Annotated in this window: 20 protein-coding genes and 1 other RNA gene; 9 read left to right on the top strand and 12 right to left on the bottom strand. The window is 58.3% G+C overall.

All coding sequences use genetic code 11. From position 1 onward, the window contains the following. Window positions 1–14: 14 nt before the first annotated feature. The 5 genes from IT585_05375 to IT585_05395 form a co-directional block, all read right to left on the bottom strand. On the bottom strand, window positions 15–1262 hold the full coding sequence (locus IT585_05375; GenBank protein MCC6962663.1) for a SpoIID/LytB domain-containing protein: 1248 nt from the start codon (window positions 1260–1262) through the stop codon (window positions 15–17). Further along, a complete protein-coding gene (locus IT585_05380; GenBank protein ID MCC6962664.1) occupies window positions 1259–2431 on the bottom strand; it encodes an anhydro-N-acetylmuramic acid kinase in 1173 nt (390 codons plus the stop codon). The genes IT585_05375 and IT585_05380 overlap by 4 nt, the downstream gene beginning before the upstream one ends. Next, window positions 2428–3426, bottom strand: coding sequence for a glycoside hydrolase family 3 protein (locus IT585_05385; GenBank protein ID MCC6962665.1), 999 nt, complete (start codon window positions 3424–3426; stop codon window positions 2428–2430). Before IT585_05385 ends, IT585_05380 begins: the two co-directional genes overlap by 4 nt. Then, entirely contained in the window at window positions 3426–4937 is a 1512-nt protein-coding gene (locus tag IT585_05390) for a diguanylate cyclase (protein MCC6962666.1), read from the bottom strand. Before IT585_05390 ends, IT585_05385 begins: the two co-directional genes overlap by 1 nt. Window positions 4938–5253: 316 nt before the next feature. After that, window positions 5254–7392, bottom strand: a complete 2139-nt coding sequence (locus IT585_05395; protein ID MCC6962667.1) for a S9 family peptidase — start codon at window positions 7390–7392, stop codon at window positions 5254–5256. A gap of 157 nt (window positions 7393–7549) precedes the next feature. Between IT585_05395 and IT585_05400 the strand changes: the two genes are divergently transcribed. Next, on the top strand, window positions 7550–8593 hold the full coding sequence (locus IT585_05400; protein ID MCC6962668.1) for a hypothetical protein: 1044 nt from the start codon (window positions 7550–7552) through the stop codon (window positions 8591–8593). 74 nt (window positions 8594–8667) lie between these two features. On the opposite strand, the gene htpX is transcribed toward IT585_05400, so the two are convergent. From htpX to ffs, 5 genes are all read right to left on the bottom strand, one after another. Next, window positions 8668–9525 (bottom strand): zinc metalloprotease HtpX, encoded by an 858-nt coding sequence (gene htpX, locus IT585_05405; protein ID MCC6962669.1) that lies wholly within the window; start codon window positions 9523–9525, stop codon window positions 8668–8670. Window positions 9526–9740: 215 nt separating this feature from the next. Beyond that, a complete protein-coding gene (recR, locus tag IT585_05410) occupies window positions 9741–10343 on the bottom strand; it encodes a recombination protein RecR (GenBank protein ID MCC6962670.1) in 603 nt (200 codons plus the stop codon). A gap of 94 nt (window positions 10344–10437) precedes the next feature. Then, window positions 10438–10764, bottom strand: coding sequence for a YbaB/EbfC family nucleoid-associated protein (locus IT585_05415; GenBank protein ID MCC6962671.1), 327 nt, complete (start codon window positions 10762–10764; stop codon window positions 10438–10440). A gap of 24 nt (window positions 10765–10788) precedes the next feature. Next, window positions 10789–12474 carry a DNA polymerase III subunit gamma/tau gene (gene dnaX, locus IT585_05420; GenBank protein MCC6962672.1) on the bottom strand — a complete coding sequence of 562 codons (1686 nt, stop codon included), beginning with the start codon at window positions 12472–12474 and terminating at the stop codon, window positions 10789–10791. 46 nt (window positions 12475–12520) lie between these two features. After that, window positions 12521–12620, bottom strand: an RNA gene (ffs, locus tag IT585_05425) — signal recognition particle sRNA small type. Window positions 12621–12816: 196 nt separating this feature from the next. Between ffs and IT585_05430 the strand changes: the two genes are divergently transcribed. The 5 genes from IT585_05430 (at window position 12817) to lepA (ending at window position 20471) form a co-directional block, all read left to right on the top strand. Next, window positions 12817–14334 (top strand): NapC/NirT family cytochrome c, encoded by a 1518-nt coding sequence (locus tag IT585_05430; protein ID MCC6962673.1) that lies wholly within the window; start codon window positions 12817–12819, stop codon window positions 14332–14334. Between the two features lie 151 nt (window positions 14335–14485). Then, the gene (locus tag IT585_05435) at window positions 14486–15958 is read left to right on the top strand and encodes a choice-of-anchor B family protein (protein MCC6962674.1); all 1473 of its coding nucleotides are present in this window, start codon (window positions 14486–14488) and stop codon (window positions 15956–15958) included. Between the two features lie 348 nt (window positions 15959–16306). Further along, the gene (locus IT585_05440) at window positions 16307–17440 is read left to right on the top strand and encodes a glycosyltransferase family 39 protein (GenBank protein MCC6962675.1); all 1134 of its coding nucleotides are present in this window, start codon (window positions 16307–16309) and stop codon (window positions 17438–17440) included. Between the two features lie 39 nt (window positions 17441–17479). Next, window positions 17480–18634 carry a hypothetical protein gene (locus tag IT585_05445; GenBank protein MCC6962676.1) on the top strand — a complete coding sequence of 385 codons (1155 nt, stop codon included), beginning with the start codon at window positions 17480–17482 and terminating at the stop codon, window positions 18632–18634. Window positions 18635–18665: 31 nt separating this feature from the next. Next, window positions 18666–20471 carry an elongation factor 4 gene (gene lepA, locus IT585_05450; protein ID MCC6962677.1) on the top strand — a complete coding sequence of 602 codons (1806 nt, stop codon included), beginning with the start codon at window positions 18666–18668 and terminating at the stop codon, window positions 20469–20471. A gap of 24 nt (window positions 20472–20495) precedes the next feature. On the opposite strand, the gene IT585_05455 is transcribed toward lepA, so the two are convergent. After that, window positions 20496–21152 carry a hypothetical protein gene (locus tag IT585_05455; GenBank protein MCC6962678.1) on the bottom strand — a complete coding sequence of 219 codons (657 nt, stop codon included), beginning with the start codon at window positions 21150–21152 and terminating at the stop codon, window positions 20496–20498. Window positions 21153–21434: 282 nt separating this feature from the next. Between IT585_05455 and IT585_05460 the strand changes: the two genes are divergently transcribed. Continuing rightward, window positions 21435–22025: a diheme cytochrome c-553 gene (locus IT585_05460; GenBank protein ID MCC6962679.1), complete on the top strand. Its 591-nt coding sequence runs from the start codon at window positions 21435–21437 to the stop codon at window positions 22023–22025. Between the two features lie 168 nt (window positions 22026–22193). Beyond that, window positions 22194–22796 carry a diheme cytochrome c-553 gene (locus IT585_05465; GenBank protein MCC6962680.1) on the top strand — a complete coding sequence of 201 codons (603 nt, stop codon included), beginning with the start codon at window positions 22194–22196 and terminating at the stop codon, window positions 22794–22796. 81 nt (window positions 22797–22877) lie between these two features. On the opposite strand, the gene IT585_05470 is transcribed toward IT585_05465, so the two are convergent. Beyond that, window positions 22878–23231, bottom strand: a complete 354-nt coding sequence (locus tag IT585_05470; GenBank protein ID MCC6962681.1) for a DMT family protein — start codon at window positions 23229–23231, stop codon at window positions 22878–22880. 219 nt (window positions 23232–23450) lie between these two features. Between IT585_05470 and lepB the strand changes: the two genes are divergently transcribed. Beyond that, window positions 23451–24143: a signal peptidase I gene (lepB, locus tag IT585_05475; GenBank protein MCC6962682.1), complete on the top strand. Its 693-nt coding sequence runs from the start codon at window positions 23451–23453 to the stop codon at window positions 24141–24143. Window positions 24144–24147: the final 4 nt, after the last annotated feature.

The following is a 24147-nucleotide window of genomic DNA, read 5'->3' on the forward strand; positions in this document are numbered from 1 at the left end:
GTTCAACTCGGCGCTCAATACATTTTTTGGATCTGCGCACCGGTGTAATAGTGAGTCAAAATCTCCCGGTAGGTCTGCCCCGCGCGAGCGCGGCCGATGGCGCCGCACTGGCACATGCCGATCCCGTGCCCGTAGCCGCGGCCGCTGACCTGCACCGCCGTCACCAGGCCGGCGGAATCGCGCACCAACTGAAAATCCACATCCGACGAACGCAGGATCCCGCCGCCATTCGGCCGCGTAATCGCCCAGCGAATCTGGTCCTTAGTCAGGTACACGTCGCCGCGCTCAGTGGTGACGCGCAGCGTAATGGCACGACCGCCGGTCGCGCGCGACTGCACCGTCATGGCGAGCAACTGCGTGCCCAGGGTACTCGCATCCTTGCGTCCCGCTTCCAGATACTTGCGAATCGACGCCAGCACCGAATCCGCCGCCAAGGTTTCGTCCCAGGTGTAGTACTTCGACCAATTGCAGAAGGTGTCATCCGGTACGCTCTGCAGGTATGAACGCGGCTCCTTGTCCCAGACGTCGGCTACCGCATCGGTGTGACCGCCGCAGGTCGAGTGGTAGTAGGTCTCGATCAGTTCACCGTCCGCCATCAGGACTTCGCCGCGCGTTTCGCGCAGGGCCTGATCGGTCAGGCGCTGCTCACCGTCGACGCCGATATACACCTGGTCGAGAATCTCGTTAACCATGTCGTATTGTTTGTTGGGATATTTCCCGCGCGTCACCAGCGCATAGGTGCGCGCCGCCACCGCCTGCGCTTTGACTGCTTCATATTCATCCTGATTGCGCCGGCCAATTTCCGGCGCCAGTACGCCGCGCAGATAGTCCTCGAGGTTCAGGACGTTGACGATGTACAAGGTATCGTGGCCGTCGGGATAGAATTCGAAGACACCGCGGAATTTGCGCTTGTCCAGCCACAGCCACGACTTCTTGTCCGCCGACACCGTTACTTTTCTGAGTTTCGTTTCCAGCCGGTTGCCGTCGAGATCGGTCAGGGTCAGATATGAGCCTTCCGCTTCGATCTTCAAATGCGCTGAGGAGTAATAGGCGGACTTCTCATTGTTGACATCCCAGGTGCGCACCACGCAGTCCCCTTTGGCGCCGAATTTGACCTTGTCCGCTGTATGCAGGATGCGCACGCGAATCAGCGGCTTCTTGAGCGCATCGTAACCATCTTGCTTGACCGCGTAGTTCATCCGCGCGCAGGCCAGCATCGACACGACAAACGTGATGATCGCAACGACGAAGGTTCGCATCATGGCAATGATATTTTACCCAGCACCGCTCGACGCGCCGCGCCGGTGACCTGGGGCAAATTCCCTTCCTCACCTTCGATCGCCAGGTTGGCCAGATACGCAAATGTCTCCGCCTCGACGAAATCAACGTTTGACCCGAATTCCGTGGTCAAACCCACGCGTGCCGGCGCAAAATGCTCCTGCAGTCTCTTCCGTAACGTCACGTTATGCGCGCCGCCGCCGCAGACCAGCACCAACGACGGCGACTCATCGCGGCACAGACGTTGCGTCTGGCGCCGGATCGTCACTGCCGTGAACTCCGTCAGCGTCGCTGCCGAATCCTCAGGCTTCAACTCTTTGATCAGTGCCTTGACCGGTTCAGCTTCAAGCAACTTCGCCATTTCCCGGCGATCAAGACTCATCGGCAATGAGCGGGTCACGAACTCACTTCTCAACAATTCTGCCAGCAGTGCGTCATGAACCGCACCGGTGGCTGCCACCGCGCCGCCGGCATCATAATTGCGCCCGCAGGCGCTGCGCATCAAGGTGTCGATCAGGCAATTGCCGGGGCCGGTGTCGGTGGCCAGTACTTCACCGTCGCGTTTGAGTATCGTCACATTGGCGATCCCACCGATATTGACTACCGCCTTCGTTAGCCGCCGCTCGGAAAATCGCAGCGCATGGTAGATCGGCGCCAGCGGCGCCCCGCTGCCCCCGACCGCCAGGTCCGCGCTGCGAAAGTCGCTGACTGTGACCACACGCGTTGCTTTTGCCAGGTACTCCGCCTCACCGATCTGCAATGTGGCGCGCGTCTCGAAACCCGCAACGGTGCGCGGCTGCGACAGGTGGCGCACCGTCTGCCCGTGCGATCCGATCAAATCGATCTGCTCCCGTGCGAGCTGGTGTGTCCGGCAAAACTCGACGACCGCGCCGGCATAGAAGCGACCCAGCGCGTGACTCGTAGCGCTCAACTCCTCCAGTGACACGGCCGCGCTATTCGCCAGTTCAAGCACTTTCTCGCGCAGTTCACCAGGATAGGGCGCTGTCGCTGCCGCCAGGTTCCGCAGTGAGCGATCGAGCAAGTTGACTTCGCAATAGGCTATATCCAATCCGTCCGCCGACGTCCCCGACATCAATCCGAGGGTGCGCCGCGGCATCTTGTTGGTAATCACTTTGATCAAGGGGTGAATCATGCACTCAGGAACTGCGCGTTTTCTTTCTTGAACCGGCTCACTCGATGGTAGCTCGCTGCGATTCGCAGCGCAAGTCTTTCATCGTGCTGTGCGTACGCCGCCATTCCACCGATCACCTCGTCCAATTGATCGTGCAAGTTGGCATAGATTAGCAAGTCGTTACCCGCCAACAAAGCGCGCACGCCCGCTTCGACCTGGTTGATTTGCTCCAGGGCCCCCAACATCTGCAAATCATCAGAAATGACAAGCCCGGAGAATCCGATTTCGCCGCGTAATTCTTCCTCAATAATGTGCTCCGAAAAGGTCGCGATTTGACCCGGATCGAGCGAATCGGCTCGCACGTGGGTGGTCATCACGAAATCGACATCCGCCTGCGCTGCCGCGCGAAACGGCGCGTAATCCTTGTGCCGAAATTCTTCGCGGCTTTGCTGCGAGCGCGCAACCACTTGATGCGGATCGCCGATGGCACTGGCCAGGCCGGGGAAATGCTTGGCGCACGCCAGCACGCGCTCGCGATGGAATTGCTGGACCTGCGCCGTTGTCACCGCCGCCACCGTGCCCGGATCCGAGGAGTACGCCCGTCCATACAAGACGTGGTCACTTGTTGCGGGCGCCAAATCGCAGACCGGCGCCAGATTCAGATTGATCCCGTCTTTGCGCAGTTCGCGCGCCGTTGTCGCGGCGGCAGCCAGCAACCCTTCCGGATCGCCGGCTTCGGCATAGTGCCACGGTGAAGGAAACGTGGGAAAATCTCCGTCGAAACGCACGACGCGTCCACCCTCCTGATCCACGGCAATCAGCGCTTGCGCTCCCCCGGCTACCGTCGTCATCGCGGTCAGCCGTCGCAGTTGGTCGCGGTCGCGATAGTTGCGGGCAAACAGGATTATACCGCCAAGCGCGCCATCCTTCAATGCAGCTTCAAAGTTGTGGGGGAGCAAATGCCCGTCGAATCCCGCCACGAGCAGTGACCCGACCATGCGCCGCAGCTCAAGCATCAGATCATCACGACCGCGTTCTTGCCGCTGCCCTTGGCGAGGTACATCGCCTGATCGACCAGCTGCACCAGCTCGTCCTCGCTGCGACCATTGTCAGGATAGGTGGTAATTCCGACCGAAACGGTGACTCTCAGGCGCGGGAACTTGGCGCCGTCGCCGAAAGTCGAGGACTCGATCTCGGCGCGAATTCGCTCGGCGATAATTCGGGCGTCGTCGTTATCGGTTTGCGGGAGGATGATGATAAACTCCTCGCCACCATAGCGGGCGAGGACGTCGGTGTCACGGATATTGGCCGCCAGCACCCGCACCACGCCGCGCAACAGCATATTTCCCGCCTCATGCCCGTAATTGTCATTAATCCGCTTAAACCAATCGAGGTCAACCATGATCAGCGATAGTGGCTGGTGGTAGCGGGTGGCGCGCTTGATTTCATCGTTGAGGCGCTCGGAGAAGAAGCGGTAGTTGTAGACTCCGGTCAGCTCGTCGATAATCACCATCTTCTCCAGTTCGGCGTGCAGGCGCGAGTTTTCGTAGGCCATCGCCGCCGACCCGGCCAGAATCGCCGCGACCTTCTGGTCGGTCTCGGAGAAGCGATTGAGCCGGCTGGCCTCCGCCTGCAAGACGCCGATGACGCGTCCATGCGATATCATCGGTACAATCAGCGCGCTCTGCGCGTCGCTGATGGTCGGAATATACTCGGGAAACTGCTGCAGATCAACGATTCTTCGCGCCCGGCCGCTGCGCACTACTTCGCCGACCAGTCCCTCCGCCGCGATAATCTCCCGCAGACCGGAGGTCAGCCGCCGGCCCTCCTGCAGCCGTCCGCGCTCGTACAGGTAGGTCAAGTCGGGAGCGCAGAGCTGAATCGAACACATCTCGAATCCCAGAATTGATTCGACGATATTTAACACGTCGCGGGTGATGCCCTGGTCGTCATGCAGTTCGCCCAACAACCGCGAGGTTTCATAGATGTTTTCGATCCGCGCCTGTGAACGTTCCAGTTCGGTCGTGCTCTCGTTAAGTGAATCGAGCAGTTTCAGCAGCTTGCCCTCCGACTGCTTCATATGCCGCGCGACAAATCCCACCGCATAAGCAAAAAACCAGGCAAACCCGACCCGCAACCCCAGTTCAATCGGCGAGGTTCTGGTGAGCAGTTCCGGGTTGGAGACGATGTAAAGAATCGTTACGGCGAACGAAACGCCCACGCAGAAGTTCAGGCTGAAGTAGTACGCTGAGAACATGATGTTCAGGTAGTACAGCAGGTAAAAACCGGAATCCGCGCCGCCGGTGAACTTGATCAGGTAGGTCACGAAAATCACGTCGAAGATCAAGGAATAGGTGAAGACCTCCGAGATCAGCTTCGGCTTGAATTTCCAAATGGAATAGAAAATCGCCAGGTGCAGCGCGAAGATCACCATGCCAAAGCTGATCTCGCGCTGGACGTTCTCGGCCCCGGTCGTGGAAAACATCCAACTCAGCACAGCTACGGCCGTGATGGCGCGCGAAGCCATGTAGATGCTCTCTAACCGGGGGAAGAGTGATCGAATCGTGCTATTCAAAGTGCGCTCACCCGGGTAAGATTCCCATTGTCGTATTATCGACACGCCGGGCGAAAGCCTTAATCCATTATCGATCAGAAGGTTAGTTGTGTAGACGGTGTTGCGATGCGGTACTCGGGATTGCACTCGAACCTCGGTTGCCGTCCCACTCCATCAATGACTCAATCACTGTCGCGAGAAGCGCTTACTGCTGTGAGACGAGACAAAACGAAAGCGAGAGTGAACTGCACTCTCGCTTCATCTCGAAACACTTGATCAAGCGTCGGTGTCAGGGCTGGAGCTTCAGCACCTTCAGCAGGAACGCGTATTCAAACGCGATCTCCTTGTAAGCCTCATAACGCCCCGACGCCCCGCCGTGACCAGCATCCATATTGGTTTTCAACAGCAGTAAATTGCCGTCGGTCTTCATGGCGCGCAACTTGGCGCAGAATTTCGCCGGCTCCCAGTACGCCACGCGCGGATCGTTCAACCCGGCGGTAATCAAGATCGGCGGATAGTTGGTGGCACGGATATTGTCATACGGCGAGTACGAGCGCATGTAACTATAGTATTCCGGTTCCAGCGGATTTCCCCATTCCTCCCATTCGGTAACCGTCAACGGAATCGTCGAGTCCGACATGGTGTTGATCAAGTCAACAAACGGCACATCGGCAACGACCGCACCCCACAAATCGGGACGCATTGTCAACACCGACCCGACCAGCAGACCGCCGGCGCTCCCGCCATAAGCGATGACCTTGTCCGTGGCTGCGTACTTCTCCTTGATCAGGTGCTCAGCACAGGCGATGAAGTCGGTGAAGGTGTTCTTCTTGTTCAGCAGCCGGCCGGCGTAATACCACGGTCGCCCCATCTCGCCGCCGCCGCGCACCTGCGCGATCGCAAACACAAAACCGCGGTCGAGCAGGCTGATCCGGGCCACCGAAAACCACGGGTCCTCCGGAATTCCGTAAGCGCCGTAGCCGTCAAGATACACCGGGTTCGTCCCGTCCTTGCGAAACTTGTCCTTGCGGTAAACCAGCGCGATCGGCACTTGCACCCCGTCCGGCGCCGTCGCAAAAATGCGCTCGGCCTGATATTGCGTGGCATCATAGCCGCTGGGGATTTCATCCTGCTTTAGAAGCTTGCGCTCGCGCGATTCCATGTCGTATTCAAACACCGATTTCTGTGTCGTCAGCGAGAAATAGGTAAACCGCAGTGCACGGCTGTTGAAGTCCGGATTGTTGTTGAACATTGCAGAAAACGTCGCTTCCGGAAACTCGATATTGTGCTCCGCCTTGTCGCTCAAGCGCACGATCTTGAGCTGGATCAATCCGTTCTGGCGCTCGCTGATGGCGACGTAATCCTTGAAAGTCTTCATCGACTCGACCCGGATCTCCTCGCGGTATGGCAGGAACTCTTTCCAGTTCGCCTTGCCCGGGTTGCTCGCCGGCGCCGTCATCACCTTGAAGTTGAGCGCGTTGTCATTGGTGATAATAAAAAACTGGTCGTCGTGCGGGAACACGTAGTACTCAACACCCGCCTGGCGCGGCTGCACCACCTTGAATTCGCCGAGCGGATTGTTGGCGTCAAGGTACAGTGCCTCCGAGGTCGTCTCGCTGCCCAGATCAATCATGATCCAACGTTTGTTGCGCGACAGTGCGACATCAACAAAGTAGTGATCGTCCGGCTCCTCAAAAATCAGTTTGTCCGCGCTCGCCGCGCTGCCGAGCACGTGGCGATAGATGCGATACGGCCGGTAGGTTTCGTCGAGCACGTCGTAGAAAAGCGTGTGGTTGTCCGCCGCCCAGGCGATGCTGTTGCCGACGTTGGGCACGCGGTCGCTCAGCAGCTTGCCGGTCTGCAGATTCTTGACATACAGCGTGTAGACCTCGCCGCCCGTCGTATCGACCGAGTACGCCAGCAACTGGTGATTCGGGCTGAGGCCGTACGCGCCGATGTGCAGATATTCCTTCCCGACCGCCAGCTCGTTTTCGTCGAGCAGAATTTCTTCCGGCGCCTCCAGACTCCCCAACTTGCGGCAGTGGATCGCATATTCCTTACCTTGCTCGGTGCGCGAGTAGTAATAGTAGTTGTCAACCTTTTCCGGCACGCTCAGGTCGGTCTCTTTGATGCGGCCGATGATTTCCTTGAAGATCTGCTCCTGCAGCGCCTCCGTGTCCGTCATCATCATCTTGGTGTACTCGTTCTCGGCTTCGAGATAGTCGAAAACATCCGGATCGGTGCGGTCGCGCAGCCAGAAGTAGTTGTCGATGCGCACCTCGCCGAACAGCGTGTCCGCCTTGGGAATCACCGTCGCCACCGGCGGCGTCGGCGCCTGCGCCAGCGCGGCTGCGCTCAAGCCAAGGACAATCAAAACCCAGATCGCTGTGAGCTTACTGAGTCCAGAACTGTTGAACCGAAGAGTCATTCTTATCCTCCGCATATATAGCGGTTATACGATTATTGGGAGAAGAAGGTATGAAATTCCAGGGTGCTTTGGAAGCGCGAACCTTGCCGAAAAGTCGATCCGGAGCTCAACAAATCACCTTGACGCCCGTGAAATTGGAAATGTATACTGGAGTGCATTGGCTTTGCGCATGCGAGATTCCCCTGGTCGGATCCTGCATCGGGTCGATGATTTTGAAGGGAGTGCCTACATGACTACAAATTCAGCGGCGGTTGCCCGATTTGTCTTTGCCGCATCCTGCCTGATCATCCTCTCGGTACACCAACTCACCGCGAACGAGCCAGTGAGCCGTCCCTACAACCTGGATGCCGATCTCGAATTGCTCTTGCCCGATACGATCGTCGTCGGTGACACGTTTCGAGTGACCTTCAATGTCAAGATCAAGCAGCCGATCACGCATTACAACGATGTGCCAGACAAGGTCGTTATTCTCCTTCCCCCTTGCTGTGTTCTGGATTCAGGACAAACGGAGTGGCACGGACGCCTTGAAGAGGGCTCTGTTGTATCGCTGGTCTTAAGAGCCCGTGCTGTGCATGGCTGTTACGAGTTCTTCCAAGGGTTCGTCAGCGCCTCGTGCAGTGTCAGTCATTCAAATCTCTTCAAGACGCGAGGCAGGATAACTTCTCGCTACTATCGGATCTTGGGGCCGCCCGAACCAGTTTCCGGTCAACCGGACAGTTTAAGCATAAGAGTAATTGACACTTATGATTCCGGCCCTCCGCCAAGCGTCACCGGAGTGCACCCACGGACAACTGCAGTCCCAGACAGCCAGGGCAAACTCTGGGAGACACCGCCATTAAGCGACTCGCTCAAACGGCCGGTCGACTCGACTATCCATCGGCAACCTCGTCACTACAGGCCAGTGCCTCCACGCAACAACCAAAGACTATCAATGGACTCGCTCCGATTGATTGAAGCGGTGATCAACTATGTAGATAGCGTCGAGAATTGGCTCTATGTCGTCCAAGACATGAAGAGCGACGCGAGTCGGCGCGATTCCCGCCTCCCCTACCTCTGCAAATCCCTCACCCAAGGCTTGGTAGTCGAGCGCGCCCAAGATCGAACCTGCAAGATCACGATGGAGGACGGCCTCTACGAGGGGAAGATCGAGATTCGTGTTGGTACAGACACCTTTGTTGTGACCGCAAAACAACGACAGTGAAAGACTGAAGACAAAAAAACGGCTGACCTTTCGATCAGCCGCTCGATTCTGCATTCTTTGTTCTTGGTTGCGACTTACCCGGTATATCCCAGCCGCATCTCTTCCAGACGCCGCACCCGCTCTTCCATCGGCGGATGCGTCGAAAACAGGCTGGTGAAACCGCCGCGCCCGAACAGCGGATTGACGATAAACATGTGCGCTGTCGCCGGACTGGCATCCATCGGCACCCGCTGGGAGGCCGTGTGCAGTTTGCGCAGCGCATTGGCCAGATCGCGCGGATTACCGTGGAACTTCGCGCCGCCCGCATCGGCCAGGTATTCGCGCGAACGCGAAATCGCCATCTGAATCATCATCGCCGCAATCGGCGCCACAATCGCCATCACCAGCACCCCCAGACCGCCGCCGCCGCGTTCGTCATCCGACCGGCTGCCGCCGAAAATCGCCGCGAATTGCGCCATGTTCGCGATCATCGAAATCGCGCCGGCAAATACCGCCGCGATCGTCCCGATCAGAATATCGCGATGCTTGACGTGCGCCAGCTCGTGTCCGATCACCCCGCGCAGCTCGTTTTCGTTGAGGATGCGCATGATGCCGCTGGTCACCGCCACCGCCGCGTGCTGCGGATTGCGCCCGGTCGCGAACGCGTTCGGCGTGTCGCTCGGAATCACATACACCTTCGGCATCGGCAACTGCGCCCGCTGCGACAGCTCGCGCACCATGTTGTACAGCCGCGGCTGATCCGTCTCGGTCACCGGCTGCGCTTTGTACATCTTTAAGACCAGCTTATCCGAGAACCAGTAAGAGAAAACGTTCATCAACAGGGCGAACACGAAGGCGATCATCATGCCGCCCTTGCCGCCAAACATGTATCCCAGTCCGACGGCCAGCACCATCAGCAGTGCCATCAGGAACGTGGTTTTCATGGTGTTCATTCTATTCTAAACCTCCACTCTGTCTTGTTCACTTGCAGTCCCGTCAGAACTGCATTCACCGCTTTTAACAGAAGGCAGCGCGATCTTGTTCCACGGACGCAACTTACCCCGCCCGTTTCACCCTATTATACGGACCGGGAGCCCGGACTCGCCACTCAAATCGGTTAAGTTGTTGTCGGAATTGTTCTTGGGAAGACGGCTGAAATGCCGGTTATCTAAAACTCCACCCGCCCCTCCAGCGCCTTCGCCAAAGTCTGGCTGTCGGCAAACTGAAGGTCGGTGCCCACTGGAAGACCCCGCGCGATGCGAGTCACCTTGATCCCCAATGGGTGAATCAGCTTGGCAATATAAATCGCGGTCGCCTCCCCTTCGGTATCGGGCGAAGTCGCCAGGATCACCTCGCTCACTTCCCCCTTCAGCCGCTCCAGCAGCCGTCGAATCTTCAGGTCGTCCGGCCCGACGCCGTCCAGTGGCGACAAAACTCCGCCCAGCACGTGGTATACCCCGCGATAGGCCTCGCCCTTCTCCAGCGCCATTAGATCGTGCGCCTCCTCGACGACACAGATCTTCGTGGCGTCGCGCTGCGTGTCGGCGCAGATGCGGCAGGGATCGGAGTCGGTAAGGTTGCAGCAGACCGAGCACTCCTTGACCTTGACCTTGACGTCGGTGATCAATTCCGCCAGCTCGTCTGACTGCTCTTTCGGTAATTTCAGGATATAGAACGCCAGCCGCTGTGCCGACTTGCGCCCCACCCCCGGCATCCGCGACAGCCGGTTGATCAGCTTCTCCAACGTATCCGATGTCGGCAATGGTTTCATCTTATAACTTGAATTATAATCATTCGGATTCCGGTGGGCATTCTCGATTCCCCCATAACAAAGAGGGTTAGGGGGCTGTGTTGGATCGCACCGCTTACAATCCCAGATTCCCCAGCCCCGGAATATTCAACCCGCCGGTCAACGAACTCATCGTGTCGGCCTGCATCTGCTGCGCCTGCTCCTGCGCCTTGGTTACGGCCGAGACAATCATCTCTTCCAGCATCTCGACATCGCTCTCCTTGAGCACTTCCGGGTCGATCCTGACTTCCTTGAGATCGCCCTTGCCGGTAACCACTGCTTTGACCATACCGCCGCCGGCGGTTGCCTCCACGCGCTTGTTGTTCAGTTCCTCCTGCAGTTCCGCCAGTTTGGCCTGCATCTTCTGAACCTGCTTCATCATGTCGCCAAAACCTTTGGCCATCAACTCTCCTCGTGTCTGCTGCTACTATTTCTCGTTTAGGTCCCGCCGAGCCGTGACCTCGGCCTCGAAAATCTCGATCGCCTTTGCCACCAGCGGATGTTCGGCCCTTTCGGCCTCCGCAAACATTACGTTCGCCCCGCGCCCGCCGTTGCCGCCATTTTCACCCTTGCCGCTCCAGGCGGGATCGACGAAAAAGTGGAAGCGTAAGTCGCGCCCGCTCACTTGCCGGGCCACCTGCTCCAACGTCTGCTGCAGACTGCGATCCTGGAAATAGCGGACGTGCACCTCCCCCATGCGGTCAAACGCCACCGTCACCTTGTTCCCCTCGACCGCGCGCGGCTGCGCCAGCGATAGCTTGATCTGCAGATTGCGATGCACCGGCTTCAGCGCCGCCAGTAAAGCTTGCCACATTGTGTTGAGATCAAACTCCGGCGGCGGCGGGGTCGTCCTCGCGGCGGCAGGAGCTGCGATCGCCGGGGACTCGGCCGGCTTGGAGATCGTGAGCGTCGAGGCGGGACTTACCGATTTTTTTTTCGCCTCAGCCGTTTCCGCAGCCGCAGGTTTCGCCGCGCTGATCGTCCCGCCGGACAACTGCCTCAGCACTTCCTCGATGCTGACGCTCTCCTCCATCTGCATCAATTTCAACAGTGTGAGTTCGAGGTTGATGACGGGATCGAACCCGTCGCGGATTTTCTCCTCCAGCGCCACCAGCAGATTCTGAATCCGCAGCAGATCATTGAGCGAATATTCTGCCGCCTGTGCGCGATACTCGGCCGCTTCATCCGCGGTCATGCCGTAGTCCGCCCCCAGTTCGGGCGCGGCCTTGAAAACCAGCAGCAAGCGCACTTCCTCCTGAAACCCGCGCACGAACTCCGCCGCGCCGACACCGGCCTTCAGGACGTCGTCGATCTTGCCGATGATCCCTGCCGCATCTTTCCCGCGAATCAGTCCCAACAGAGCCCGGAATTCGCTGCGCGGCAGAATTCCCAGCGCTTCGGTCAGCAGTTTCATGTCGATCTGCTCGTGCTGCCACGAAGCCACCTGGTCGAGAATCGACAGTGCATCCCGCAGCGAACCGTCGCCGCGCCGCGCCAGTTCCGCCAGCGCATCGTCGGCAACCTGGAGCTTTTCCTTTTCGGCGATACCGCGCAGCGCCGCGCGCAGTTCCGACTCCGGGATCCGCCGGAAATCATAGCGCTGACAGCGCGACAAAATCGTCTGCGGCACCTTGTGCGCCTCGGTCGTCGCAAACACGAACACCGCATGCGCCGGCGGCTCCTCCAGCGTCTTCAGCAAGGCGTCAAACGCCGAGCCGCTCAAGCGATGGACTTCGTCGATGATGTACACCTTGTGCTTACCGCTGACCGGCGCGTACTTGATCGACTCGCGCAGCTCGCGTACGTCGTCCACCGAGGTGTGCGAGGCTGCATCGATCTCCAATACGTCCAGCGACCGCCCCTTGATAATCCCCACGCACGAATCGCACTGGTCGCACGGCTCGCTTCCCTGCGGATTGGCACAATTCAGGCGCTTGGCCAGGATTCGCGCCACCGTTGTCTTGCCCGTCCCCCGGACACCGCAAAACAAGTAGGCCTGCGCGATCCGACCATGCTCAATCGCGCGCGTCAGCGTCTCCGAGACGTGATCCTGCGCGAGCACTTCGGCGAATTTCTGCGGACGATACTTGCGCGAGAATACGTAATAGCTCATCTGCGTGTCGTTGAGTTCTTCGGCCGTCCCGCTTGGCGGGAAGGAAACTGACCAGGTTTCCCCGCGGCACATGAAGTAATCGCCTACCGTTGCTACCTTCCGGTCCTGGCGGGGTTTGGGATGCTTGCATTGCGCGGGACCTGGCCAGTTTCGCTCCCCGTGACCAGTAACAAATCACGCCGGCAATCCAGCCGCCGCGATCCGCCGATCGATAATACGCCCATTCCGGCAGGCCGTCAATCGCTATTTTCGCCCCGCGCTTTCCCCTTGCTCTCTGTCCTCATGCGCGTTATTGTCTGACCGTACAACGCAGTTCGCGTTGTTCGATGTGAGGAGACAAAGATGACCGTTCCCAGACCGCGCTTGCCGCGCTTAGCTTACAACTGGATCAGTTCGTTCGGTGCTTTTATCGCGCTCGCCACGGCCCTGGTGATCATTGTGATGCTGTTGATCAGTTTCACCATGGAGCAGACCAGTGCCTACTTCGGCATTTTCCTGTACATGGTACTGCCGGCGATCCTGATCTGCGGTCTGATCCTGATTCCAATCGGTATGTTCCGCGAATGGCGCCGCTGGAAACGCGGCGAATCCTCTGAGTTGCCCAGGTGGCCGCTCGTCGATCTCAATAATCCCCGTCACCGCAACGCTACCGCGATCTTCGTCGTCGGCACCGTTCTCTTCTTCGCCATTTCTGCGGTCGGCAGCTACCAGGCTTACCACTATTCCGAGTCGGTCAAGTTCTGCGGCACCACCTGCCATACGGTGATGGAACCGCAATACACGGCTTACCAGGCCTCGCCCCACGCCCGCGTCGCCTGCGTTGAATGCCACGTCGGTACCGGCGCCTCCTGGTACGCCAAGTCCAAGCTCTCCGGCGCCTACCAGGTCTACGCCGTTATGGCAAACGTCTATCCGCGCCCGATCGCCACCCCGATCCGCAACCTGCGCCCGGCACGGGAAACCTGCGAGGAGTGCCATTGGCCGGAAAAGACCTACGGGCAGGAACTGCGCACCTTTACGCACTACATGTACGACGAGGACAACCCCAAATGGTCGATCGATATGCGCATCATCACCGATACCGGTGAACCGCACGCGGGGCAGAAAGCCGGTATCCACTGGCATATCAACCCCGACATCAAGATCGAATACATCGCCCGCGACTACGGCCGCCAGGACATTCCCTGGGTGCGCGTCACCGAAAAATCAACCGGCGCCGTCACCCTGTACGAGGACGAAGCGAATCCGCTCGATCCGGCCGCCCGCGATACCCTGGCGGTGCGCGTGATGGACTGCATCGACTGCCACAACCGCCCCAGCCATATCTATCGCTCGCCCGACTACGCCGTTGACCGCTCACTCCAGGCCGGTTTTATCGATCCAACGCTGCCCGGTATCAAGGCACTTGCGGTCGAAGCCATGGCGGCCGAATACGACACCAAAGACGCCGCGCTGTCCGCCATTTCGACGCGAATCAATGACCACTATAAGGAAGCCGGACTGCTGGACGATCCGGCTCGTCACAGCGCCGTGGACTCGGCGATCGTCGCAGTCCAGCACGCCTTCACCCAGAATATCTTCCCCTATATGAAGGCCCGCTGGGACGTTTACCCGAACAACATCGGCCACTTCAACGACATCGGCTGCATGCGTTGCCACGCCGGCAACCACAAGAGCTCCGCTGGCGCTGCAATCACGCACGACTGCTCCGCCTGCCATACAATTGTGACCCAAGGTCCGGCCGGTGCCATGGAACGCGATTCCACCGGACTCGGCCTGGAATTCAAACATCCCGTCGATATCGACGACGCCTGGAAGGAAACCGGCTGCTACGAATGTCATGCCGGCGTCCAGCCTTAGCACGACCGCCGCGATTCCCGGCCGGGCTCTGAGCGCTACTCCAACGAATCAGTCATCTACCATTGACATAATCGTCTAAATCGATATATTTAGGCGATTATTGGACACCCCTGCTCAGCGCTGCCGAGCTTTTCTGACAAATGGAGGAGACGTGAATCGCACCGTCATCGGGATACTCACCATCGCGTTGTCTTGCTGCCTGCCACTTCGGGCCCAAGCCAGTGACTTTGTCTTAGACAGCATCGCCACCTTTACCTATCCGAGTGCCGGCAACCTCGGCGGCTCTGATTGCTGGGGCTGGAAAGCCCCGGACGGCACGCTCTACGGCCTGATGGGCGTGCGCAACGGGATCGCCGTCGTCAACGTCTCGGCGCGGCTGCCCGTTCAGGTCGTGCCCGGTCCCCAGAACAGTTGTTCCGCTTACTGGCGCGACATCAAGACGTACCAGCACTACGCGTACTGCACCTCCGAGTGCCTAGGCACCAATCAAGGCCTGATGATTATCGACTTGCAGTACTTACCCGATAGCGTCCACTTCGTGAAATCGATCCCGGTGCACCCTTCCGGTGATGTGACCTCGCACAATCTCTCCATCGATACCCTCAATGGCTTCGCCTATCTCGAGGGCCGCAATCAGGCTGCCATGTCAATTCACGTCTTCAGCCTGGCTGATCCGGAGAATCCCGTCCACTTGCACAGCTTTGGCGATGCCATCGGTATCCACGACGTCCTTGCGACCGACGACACGATCTACGTCGCTGACGGCAACGCGCCCACCATTTCGATCTACAACATGGCCGTCAAGACCGCCCCGGTGCTGATCTCGCGCGTCACGATTCCCAGTGCCGGCTACGTGCACAATGTTTGGCCGACCGATGATCGCCAGCATATGGTCACCACCGAAGAGACTACCGGCAAGACGATCAAGGTCTGGGACATTTCCAACCTCAGTAACGTGCAGCTTGCAGGCAGCTTCCTCGGCAATTCCAACGTTGCCCACAACGTGCACTGCTGGGGAGATTTCGTCTACATCTCGCACTACGCCGCCGGTGTCGAGGTCTGGAATATTGCCAATCCGTCAGCGCCGACCGTCGTCGCTCGCTTCGACACCTGGCCAACCGCTTCCGGATTTGACGGCTGCTGGGGTGCGTTTCCCTTTGCCGATTCCGGGTACGTCTACGGCTCAAACATGAACGGCAAGTTCTTCATCCTGCAGTTACGTGACACGACCGTGGTGGCGGATGCAGATTCCGACGGCGTCGGCAACTTGACTGATAATTGCCCGCTCCTGGCCAATCCCCTTCAGGAGGACGCCGATCACGACAGTATCGGTGATCTCTGTGACAACTGCCCTGACAATGCTAACCCGGCTCAGCAGGATTCCGATAATGACGGGATCGGCGATGCCTGCGACGCGCTCTGCGGCGACTCCGACGGTTCTGCCAGCCTCTCGATTTCTGACGCTGTTTTCGTGATCAATTACATCTTTGCCGGCGGTCCAGCGCCAAATCCGATGGATGCCGGCGACGTCAATTGCGACGGCAATGTCAACATCTCCGATGCCGTCTACTTGATCAGTTTCATCTTCGTCGGTGGAACGAATCCCTGCGCCAACTGCCTGTAGATCGCGCCGGACTCATCTGAATTGGGCCCTGCTATCGGATCCGCGTTGAGCGGATAGCATGGCTCGTCCGTGACGTGACGATCACACTTGCCGAGTGGTCTTCCGATCCGCCTTGCGCTGGGCGTGATTGCGTGCAACCTTTGAGTCAGAATCCGGCCCCGTAGACGACTCTTGCTTTCACAAGTTCAACCGCCTATTCTACGCTGCAAACGCATGCGAGTCGTCTCTGGCGGGAGAAGATACAATCCGGTGGACAAGAACCGATCGGTGGGCTCTGACAATGCTCGAACGGGACTTCCCTTAAGGCACTTCTTCAGGTTAATCTGGCCCGGTTTGGCGATCGTCTTCATGATCGAGCTGGCGGCGATCTGGTTTATCGACGTGACCATCGAAGCCGATGCCGGCGAATATGTACAGATCAGTGGTAATCTCGCCGCCAAGGGGATCTATAGCTTCGACGGCGAGACTCCAACGCGTCTGCGTCAGCCGGTCTACCCGCTGTTTCTCTATCTGGTCTACTGGCAACTGGGCCAAAGCTACGCTGTCGTCAGGCTCTTGCAGGCACTCGTTGGGATCGTGGCATTTGTCCTGATCTTGAGAAGCTACGACTACCTGCTTCCGCGATCCGGTCTTCGCTGGGCATCAATCATCGTCGGCAGCTATTTCCCCCTCTGGATCAACTGCGTCTTTATCCTCACCGAAATGCTGACCATCTGCGGCGTCGCCCTCTTTGTCTATTGGCTGGTTCGCTCCGTATGTGAGGTCCGCCTGCGGCCGGCGGTTTGGTGCGGTCTTGCGCTTGGCCTCTGCATTTTGACCAGACCGATTGCCCTTTCACTACTCCTGCTCGTGTGGCTTCCCTTTCTCCTGCCCGCACGGCGTCGACTCCTGCGGTTGGCAGTGCTGATCGGAACCACGGTGGTCGTCGTTATGCCCTGGGCAGTTCGCAACGGCGCCGCGACTGGCGTTTTCACCCCGATTTCCGCTGAGCTGACCTACCATTCTCTCTACACGCGCGTACACAACGCCGAAGTCCCGGGTGATTCTCTCAAGTCATACCCCGAGCTGGCGCAGCGCGGCGGTAGTGACACCCAGGCCGTCGGCGCCCTCTGGCGTTCTTTCGCGTCCGATCCCTTACGCTTCACCATTAACGGCGTCGGCCGGATGCTTTACGCCTGGAGCTATTTCCCCGGCTCACGAAATTACTTTGATCGCCCGGCACTGCGTGTCCTTTCTCACTCGATCCAGGGTCTGATGCTCCTGGGCATTGTTGTCGGTCTGCTGTTGGTGGATCGCCGCGCCCGGGTCCTCCTGCTCTATCCGGCGCTCTGCTTTTCTTCGGTACTGATTCTCACCGAGGCCATCTCGCGTTCGCTGCTGCCGATTATGCCGCCTCTCCTGCTGGCACTTGCATTTGCGTTGCGCTCTTGTTGGAGACGCCTGACCGATCATCCCGTCCAACCCGACGGCCAATTTACTTGACAATATCGACTCCTGCCCCTACCATGCTTGCCAATCACTATGGCGCTGACTTCTGACCTGCGTTACGATTTCTGGGATATCCTCAAAGCGCCGCGGCTGGCGATCTCGGGCAAAAACCTTATCGCTCAGGCGCGGCCGCTCTGGTATGGCTATTTGGCCTACCTCGTCCTGACCTACCTGGCGCTGATGTTCCAAGGTCAGTCCTTTGCGGAAATCTGGTCGCGCTTAACTCTTTTCCCCATTCTCGGCTGCGAATATTCACACTGGTACAGCTTTGCCCTCTGGATTGCCGGCATTCTCATTGTGATCGGCTTCTATGATTACGGTAACCTGAAGGTGGCCAAACTTGCCTTTGAGGAGGTCCGCGGCAACTACTTCTATCCTCATGCCGCCGCCGCGACCGATGCCCGCGCAAATCTGTTGCCGCTGTGGGTTGCCGGCGGACTGGTGCTGTTACTCATCGCGGTTCTGGCCGCGATTCAGAGTGTGCTCAGTCTGATCGCGCTGATTCCCGGCGTCGGTGAAGTTCTGTACGCGCTGCTCTACGCGGTGCCGTTTTTTCTCTGGTCGCTTTTTCTCGTCTTCCTCGCCTTCGGCCTGACCACCGGCATTCTCACCCTGCCGGCAATCATTGTTGCCCGCGAGAAAGAGACCTTCGGCGCCACCTTCTACATCTATAACATCATCTGGTCCCAGCCGCTGCGCTGGCTCGGCACAACCGTCGTCGGCATCGCCCTGGCTAAAATTGGAATCTGGGTGCTCGGCTATTTCTTCATGCGCGCCCTCCAGCTCACCAATTTCCTTTCGACCCTCTTCGCCGGCGAGAAGGCCGGCAACATCCTGATGTCCGCCTACAACCTGCTTGAACCGGCGCGGCCGTTGCTGAACTTCTTCACGACCCTTTATCCCGGCTCGTCGATCGGTTACGACTGGATCAGTTTCGGCGGGCAATATCAACCGGTCGGTGCCGAGTACATCGCGGCCATCATCATCGCGCTGGCACTGCTCGCGCTCTGGATTGTGATCATTTCTTACGGAATCAACATTATTACCTGTTCGCAACTGCTCGGCTTCCTGCTCGTGCACTACAAGGAGGACAAGGTCAAGCTGACCGAGGACATCGCCAATCGCACGCCGGAACCGAATGAGATCATCCCGGACAAGCCGCTAACGGACGACCGGCTACCCTCATAACCGCCGCCGACGCCGCGTACTCACTACGACTATGGAACACGTTAAGTACATCCGCAACTTCTCGATTATCGCGCATATCGACCACGGCAAGTCGACCCTCGCCGATCGCCTTCTCGAAATGACGCGTACCATCAACATCACGCATAAGCAGATGCTCGACAGCATGGATCTCGAGCAGGAACGCGGCATCACCATCAAGGCGCATGCCATCCGCATGCAATACAAGGCCAACAACGGCCATACCTATATTCTCAACCTGATCGACACCCCCGGCCACGTCGACTTCTCCTACGAGGTCTCCCGCTCGATCGCAGCCTGTGAAGGCGCCCTGCTCGTCGTCGACGCGTCGCAAGGGATCGAAGCCCAGACTCTGTCCAATCTCTACAAGGCGCTCGACCAGAACCTCGAGATCATTCCGGTCATCAACAAGATCGACTTGCCGCATGCCGAACCGGAACGCGTCGCCGACTCGATCGAAAACCTGATCGGCTGCCTGCGCGCGGAAATCCTGATGGCCTCCGCCAAGCAGGGCATCGGCATTCACGAAATTCTCGAGGCCATCGTCAATCGCATTCCACCGCCGACCACACATGTCAAAGCTCCCCTGCGCGCAATGATCTTCGACTCCAAGTTCGACAGCTATCGCGGCGCCGTGCCGTATATCCGCGTCGTCGACGGCTCCGTCAAGAAGGGCGATCACGTACGCTTCTTCTCGACCGGTATCGAATACGAAGTCGACGAAGTCGGTCACCTGATTATCGATCGGGTGCCGGCGAAAAAGCTCGCCGCCGGCGAAGTCGGCTACCTGGTCTGCAACATCCGCAACGTCTCCGATGCCAAGGTCGGCGACACGATTACGCACGCCGAACACGGCGCCGATACGCCGCTGCCCGGTTTCAAAGAAATCAAGTCGATGGTCTATTCCGGCATCTATCCGGCGACCACCGAACGCTACGACCAGTTGCGCGAAGCCCTCGAGAAGCTCAAGCTCAACGACGCCTCCCTGACCTACGAGCCGGAATCGTCGCTCGCCCTCGGCTTCGGTTTCCGCTGCGGCTTCCTCGGGCTGCTCCATCTGGAAATCGTCCACGAGCGCCTCGAGCGCGAATTCGGCGTCACAATCGTCAATACCGTCCCCAACGTCGAATATCACGTGCACACGATCAAGGGCGATGTCGTCAAGGTGGACAATCCCTCCAAAATGCCGCCGCCGCTGACCGTCGATCATATCGAAGAACCATTCGTCACCGCGCAGATCATTACTCCGACCGAGTACATTGGCCCGATCATGAAGATGATCGCCGAGCGCCGCGGCGAATTCAAGGCAACCCACTATCCTGATCCCAGCCGCGCCACGCTCGAGTTCAACCTGCCTCTGTCAGAGATCATTTTCGATTTCCACGACAAGTTGAAATCGATTTCGCGCGGCTACGCCTCGCTCGACTACGACTTCCTCGAGATGCGCGCAAGCAAGCTGGTCAAGCTCGATATCCTGCTCAACTCAGAGCCGGTCGACGCCCTCTCCTGCCTGATCCACCACGACCGCGCCCAAGTGTGGGGCCGCAAACTCTGCAAGAAACTGCAGGAACTGATTCCGCGGCAAATGTTCGAGGTTGTCATCCAGGCGGCCATCGGCTCGCGCATCATCGCCCGCGAATCGGTGCGGCCGATGCGCAAAAACGTCACCGCCAAGTGCTATGGCGGCGATATCTCGCGCAAACGCAAACTGCTGGAAAAACAGAAAGAGGGGAAGAAGAAGATGAAGCAGATCGGCTCTGTCGAACTCCCGCAGGAAGCCTTCCTCGCCGTCCTCCAAATCGACCGCGACGGGGAATGACTCCCGGTTGAGTGGAAATGCAGCTCAATCGATACTTGCGATCCCGATGATATTTGGCTCGGCGTAAAGACAGACTCCAGTCTCGAACAATCGATTGGACACGTCAAAAATGTCCTCCACCCCTTTCTCCTCCTGTACAAGTAGATAGGAATCATTGAGCCAATCCGGCGTCAGGAGAATGCGCAGGCCACACGCGGCAAACAACGAATCTCGCTCGCGCAGGCTGAGTTCCTGTTTGAAATTGACCAATGTCTGGTTGACGACGGTCGACGGGAAACAGTCAAACATGACGCACTCGCCGTCCCTGAAGACCGGATATGCAAACCGCACTCGCTCGTCGGCACGCAAAGCCGCCAGCAACCATCCAATGTCTGTCCCCGGTACCGTTCGGAAGAAGTTAAACCCCCAACCAAGTTCCTTGTGTCGGACATTATCCTGCAACATCTCGTTCTCGGCGGCGTATTGCTCCATTTCCACCGAATCAAGTTCGGCCTCAAAGCGGATCAACACTACCGAGTCAACCGGAGTCAAGAAGATCGAGTCAACCCCGTTCAAGTCGTAGATGAACCACTTTTTGGTGATCGGGACGATTTCTTTCTTGGGCTCGGTGACCTTTTCTGTACATCCGCTGCCCGCAAACACCAATCCGCCCAGAACCACCGCCAATACTACCTTTTTCACTGCCAACTCCTTTCCCCAAAATGCACCACCCCATATTATACGTGGACAGTCCACTCTCGTTTAGTGCCAAATCCCGCAGATCAAACTCTTGATGTTGCTGTGCTTCGCACTTCGCCGCTCCCGCTGCAGCGCGAAATCCGTCTTTCTCCGTGCAACTCACGACTCTTCCTCACCCAGTGCCCATTGCGATCAATAGATATGGTTAACATCGATCCACATTTTACTTGACAATTAAGTTAGTGATCCTAAACTTACAGCCTCAACCCACGCAAGGAGTGAATCATGAAACCCTCAACCGCCAAATTCCTGATCCTGTTTTCGCTTTCCGGCGCGACCCTCTTGCTGATCACTTGCGCCCAAAGCGGGAGCAAACCGCTAACCGAGGCTGAACTCGTCCAACGCGGCGCCTATCTCGTCTCGTCCGGCCTCTGCAATGATTGCCACTCGCCCAAGAAATTCACCGCCGCCGGGCCGGTCCCGGACGAGTCGATTCTCCTCTCCGGCCACCCGGCCTCGCTGCCGGCGCTGGAGTTCCCCGCCGACAAACTCGATCCCAACGGCTGGGCGGTCACGGCCAATGCCCACTTTACCGCCTGGGCCGGCCCCTGGGGCGTCTCCTTCACGGCCAATCTGACGCCGGATGAAAAAACCGGTCTCGGTTCCTGGAAGGTCGAGGACTTCATCAAGGCGATGCGCAGCGGCAAACATATGGGCACCGGCCGCGACATCCTGCCGCCGATGCCGTGGCCGCTGATCGGCAAGATGTCCGATGACGATCTCAAGGCGATCTTCGCCTATCTTCAGTCATTGCCGGCCGTGCCGAATCTCGTTCCCGGCCCGATTCCGCCGCCGGCACCGCCCGCACAGAATTAGTGTGCCGTCGCCGCTCACTTGCCCTTTCCTGAGTCCCCGCTCCCCGGCCCGAGCGGGGATTTCTTTGGTCCGGACGTGTTGATTCTGGTCTTTGTAGCTCTATATTTTTCTTGACACCTCCGGCACACGCACTAAACTACCGGCGGAAACTAACGCAAGGAGTGTCTCATGCAGCCAACCACTGCCAAGATCGTACTTTTCCTGTCGCTGATCGGTGCTGCGTTGCTCTTGATTACCTGTGCCCAAAGCGGCAGTGGCGACCAACCCTTGACCCAGGAACAACTCGTCAAACGCGGCGAGTACCTCGTCACAATTGGCGGATGCAACGATTGCCATTCGCCGAAGAAGTTCGGACCGAAGGGCCCCGAGCCTGATCCGTCGATCCTGCTCTCGGGTCATCCCGCTAACGCCGGTGTGCCGGAGCTGGTCCCCGGCATTCCCAATCCTGCCGGCTGGATGGCGGCGTGCAATGCGCACATGACCGCCTGGGTCGGCCCCTGGGGGATTTCCTTTGCTGCCAATCTCACGCCCGATTCCCAGACTGGGATCGGCGACTGGGAAGAGGCCGATTTCATCAAGGCGATGCGCACCGGCCAGCATCTCGGCATGGGTCGCGACATCCTGCCGCCGATGCCGTGGCAATCCATCGGCAAGTCCACCGACGCGGACCTCAAGGCGATCTTTGCCTACCTGAAGTCGCTCCCCGCAATCCCGAATCTGGTGCCGGGTCCGATTCCGCCGCCGCAGTCGGAAGCGCCCGCACACAACTAATCATCAGCTGCCGAAATGTGTCACAACCCGAACGGCAGGAGCCAACGCTCCTGCCGTCGTTGTTGAGTTACAGCTATTCCGTCACTGCGGCACAATCATTCCCCGGAACATGAAATACGCCGCTCCGATCAGACACAGCCCCGCCCACAGGAAGTCCAGCTTCAGGTCTTCCTTCATATAGACGACGCTGAAGAGCGCAAACACGCACATCGTGATAATCTCCTGCATCACCTTCAGTTGACTGAGATTGAAATGCTGATAGCCGATGCGGTTGGCCGGCACCTGCAGGCAATATTCAAAGAAGGCCACACCCCAGCTGATCAAAATCACAATGACCAGCGGCTTCGCCTTGAAATCGCGCAAATGCCCGTACCACGCATAGGTCATAAAGAAGTTTGATGCAATCAGCAGCAGCACCGTCGACAAACGTCCCATAAATGTCCTCTATCCCCAGGCTAAGATTTCTCGCTCCTGCCGGCCTGGTCGCGCCGCCGGCTTGGCTGCTAATCAGCGCGTTCGCCCCGGTCAAAACAATCCCAAAATTATGCCCCGGAGCAAGGGGCACGACTGTCAGTCGTTCCACTCCGAAACGCCGCTGAAACTGCATTTGGCTGCTCAAAAAACCGGGACGAAAAGCCGATATACTTGGTGTACATGGCAACAGAGATTACCACCATCGGCGCCGCGCGCGCTTTGCGTCGCAAGCGGCAGTCTCACATCAAAGAATATGTCGAAGCGATCCTGATCGCGGTGGTGATTGCCGTCATCCTGCGCATGTTCGTGGTGCAGGCCTACCGCGTCTCCTCCGGATCGATGGAATACACCTTGCTCGAAGGCGATTTCCTCTTCGTCAACAAGTTCGCCTACCGCTTCGCCGAACCACAGCTTAACGACATCATTATCTTCGAATTCCCGATGAATCCCACCAAGGATTACATCAAGCGTATCGTCGCCGGGCCGGGACAAGTGGTTGAAATCAAGGACAAGCAGCTTCTGGTCGACGGCCAGCCGGTGCCGCTCCTGGCCGGCATGCACCATAGCGATCCCGATACCCTGCCCGACCTCTATTCCTCGCGCGATCAATTCGGTCCGATGCAGGTACCGGCCGATCACTATTTCGTTCTCGGCGACAACCGTGACGACAGCCAGGACTCGCGCTTCTGGGGCTTCCTCGACAAGAGCCACATTAAGGGCAAAGCACTCTTCATCTATTTCAGTTGGGCGCCCGATCCCAACGCCCCCAATGTCGAACCGCCCTACATTTTTGATTTCTTCTCGGCGTTCTTCTACAACCTGGGGCATTTCTTCGAACGCGCCCGTTTCGATCGCATGTTCAGCATGCTCTAAACTC

It is taken from the genome of Candidatus Zixiibacteriota bacterium, assembly GCA_020853795.1.
Classification (GTDB): domain Bacteria; phylum Zixibacteria; class MSB-5A5; order CAIYYT01; family CAIYYT01; genus JADJGC01.

Coding starts and splice junctions, on each gene's coding strand:
- IT585_05375 (MCC6962663.1), bottom strand. CDS start 1,262: ATGATGCGAACCTTCGTCGTTGCGATCATCACGTTTGTCGTGTCGATG.
- IT585_05380 (MCC6962664.1), bottom strand. CDS start 2,431: ATGATTCACCCCTTGATCAAAGTGATTACCAACAAGATGCCGCGGCGC.
- IT585_05385 (MCC6962665.1), bottom strand. CDS start 3,426: ATGCTTGAGCTGCGGCGCATGGTCGGGTCACTGCTCGTGGCGGGATTC.
- IT585_05390 (MCC6962666.1), bottom strand. CDS start 4,937: ATGGCTTCGCGCGCCATCACGGCCGTAGCTGTGCTGAGTTGGATGTTT.
- IT585_05395 (MCC6962667.1), bottom strand. CDS start 7,392: ATGACTCTTCGGTTCAACAGTTCTGGACTCAGTAAGCTCACAGCGATC.
- htpX (MCC6962669.1), bottom strand. CDS start 9,525: ATGAACACCATGAAAACCACGTTCCTGATGGCACTGCTGATGGTGCTG.
- recR (MCC6962670.1), bottom strand. CDS start 10,343: ATGAAACCATTGCCGACATCGGATACGTTGGAGAAGCTGATCAACCGG.
- IT585_05415 (MCC6962671.1), bottom strand. CDS start 10,764: ATGGCCAAAGGTTTTGGCGACATGATGAAGCAGGTTCAGAAGATGCAG.
- dnaX (MCC6962672.1), bottom strand. CDS start 12,474: ATGAGCTATTACGTATTCTCGCGCAAGTATCGTCCGCAGAAATTCGCC.
- IT585_05430 (MCC6962673.1), top strand. CDS start 12,817: ATGACCGTTCCCAGACCGCGCTTGCCGCGCTTAGCTTACAACTGGATC.
- IT585_05440 (MCC6962675.1), top strand. CDS start 16,307: ATGATCGAGCTGGCGGCGATCTGGTTTATCGACGTGACCATCGAAGCC.
- IT585_05445 (MCC6962676.1), top strand. CDS start 17,480: ATGGCGCTGACTTCTGACCTGCGTTACGATTTCTGGGATATCCTCAAA.
- lepA (MCC6962677.1), top strand. CDS start 18,666: ATGGAACACGTTAAGTACATCCGCAACTTCTCGATTATCGCGCATATC.
- IT585_05460 (MCC6962679.1), top strand. CDS start 21,435: ATGAAACCCTCAACCGCCAAATTCCTGATCCTGTTTTCGCTTTCCGGC.
- IT585_05465 (MCC6962680.1), top strand. CDS start 22,194: ATGCAGCCAACCACTGCCAAGATCGTACTTTTCCTGTCGCTGATCGGT.
- IT585_05470 (MCC6962681.1), bottom strand. CDS start 23,231: ATGGGACGTTTGTCGACGGTGCTGCTGCTGATTGCATCAAACTTCTTT.
- lepB (MCC6962682.1), top strand. CDS start 23,451: ATGGCAACAGAGATTACCACCATCGGCGCCGCGCGCGCTTTGCGTCGC.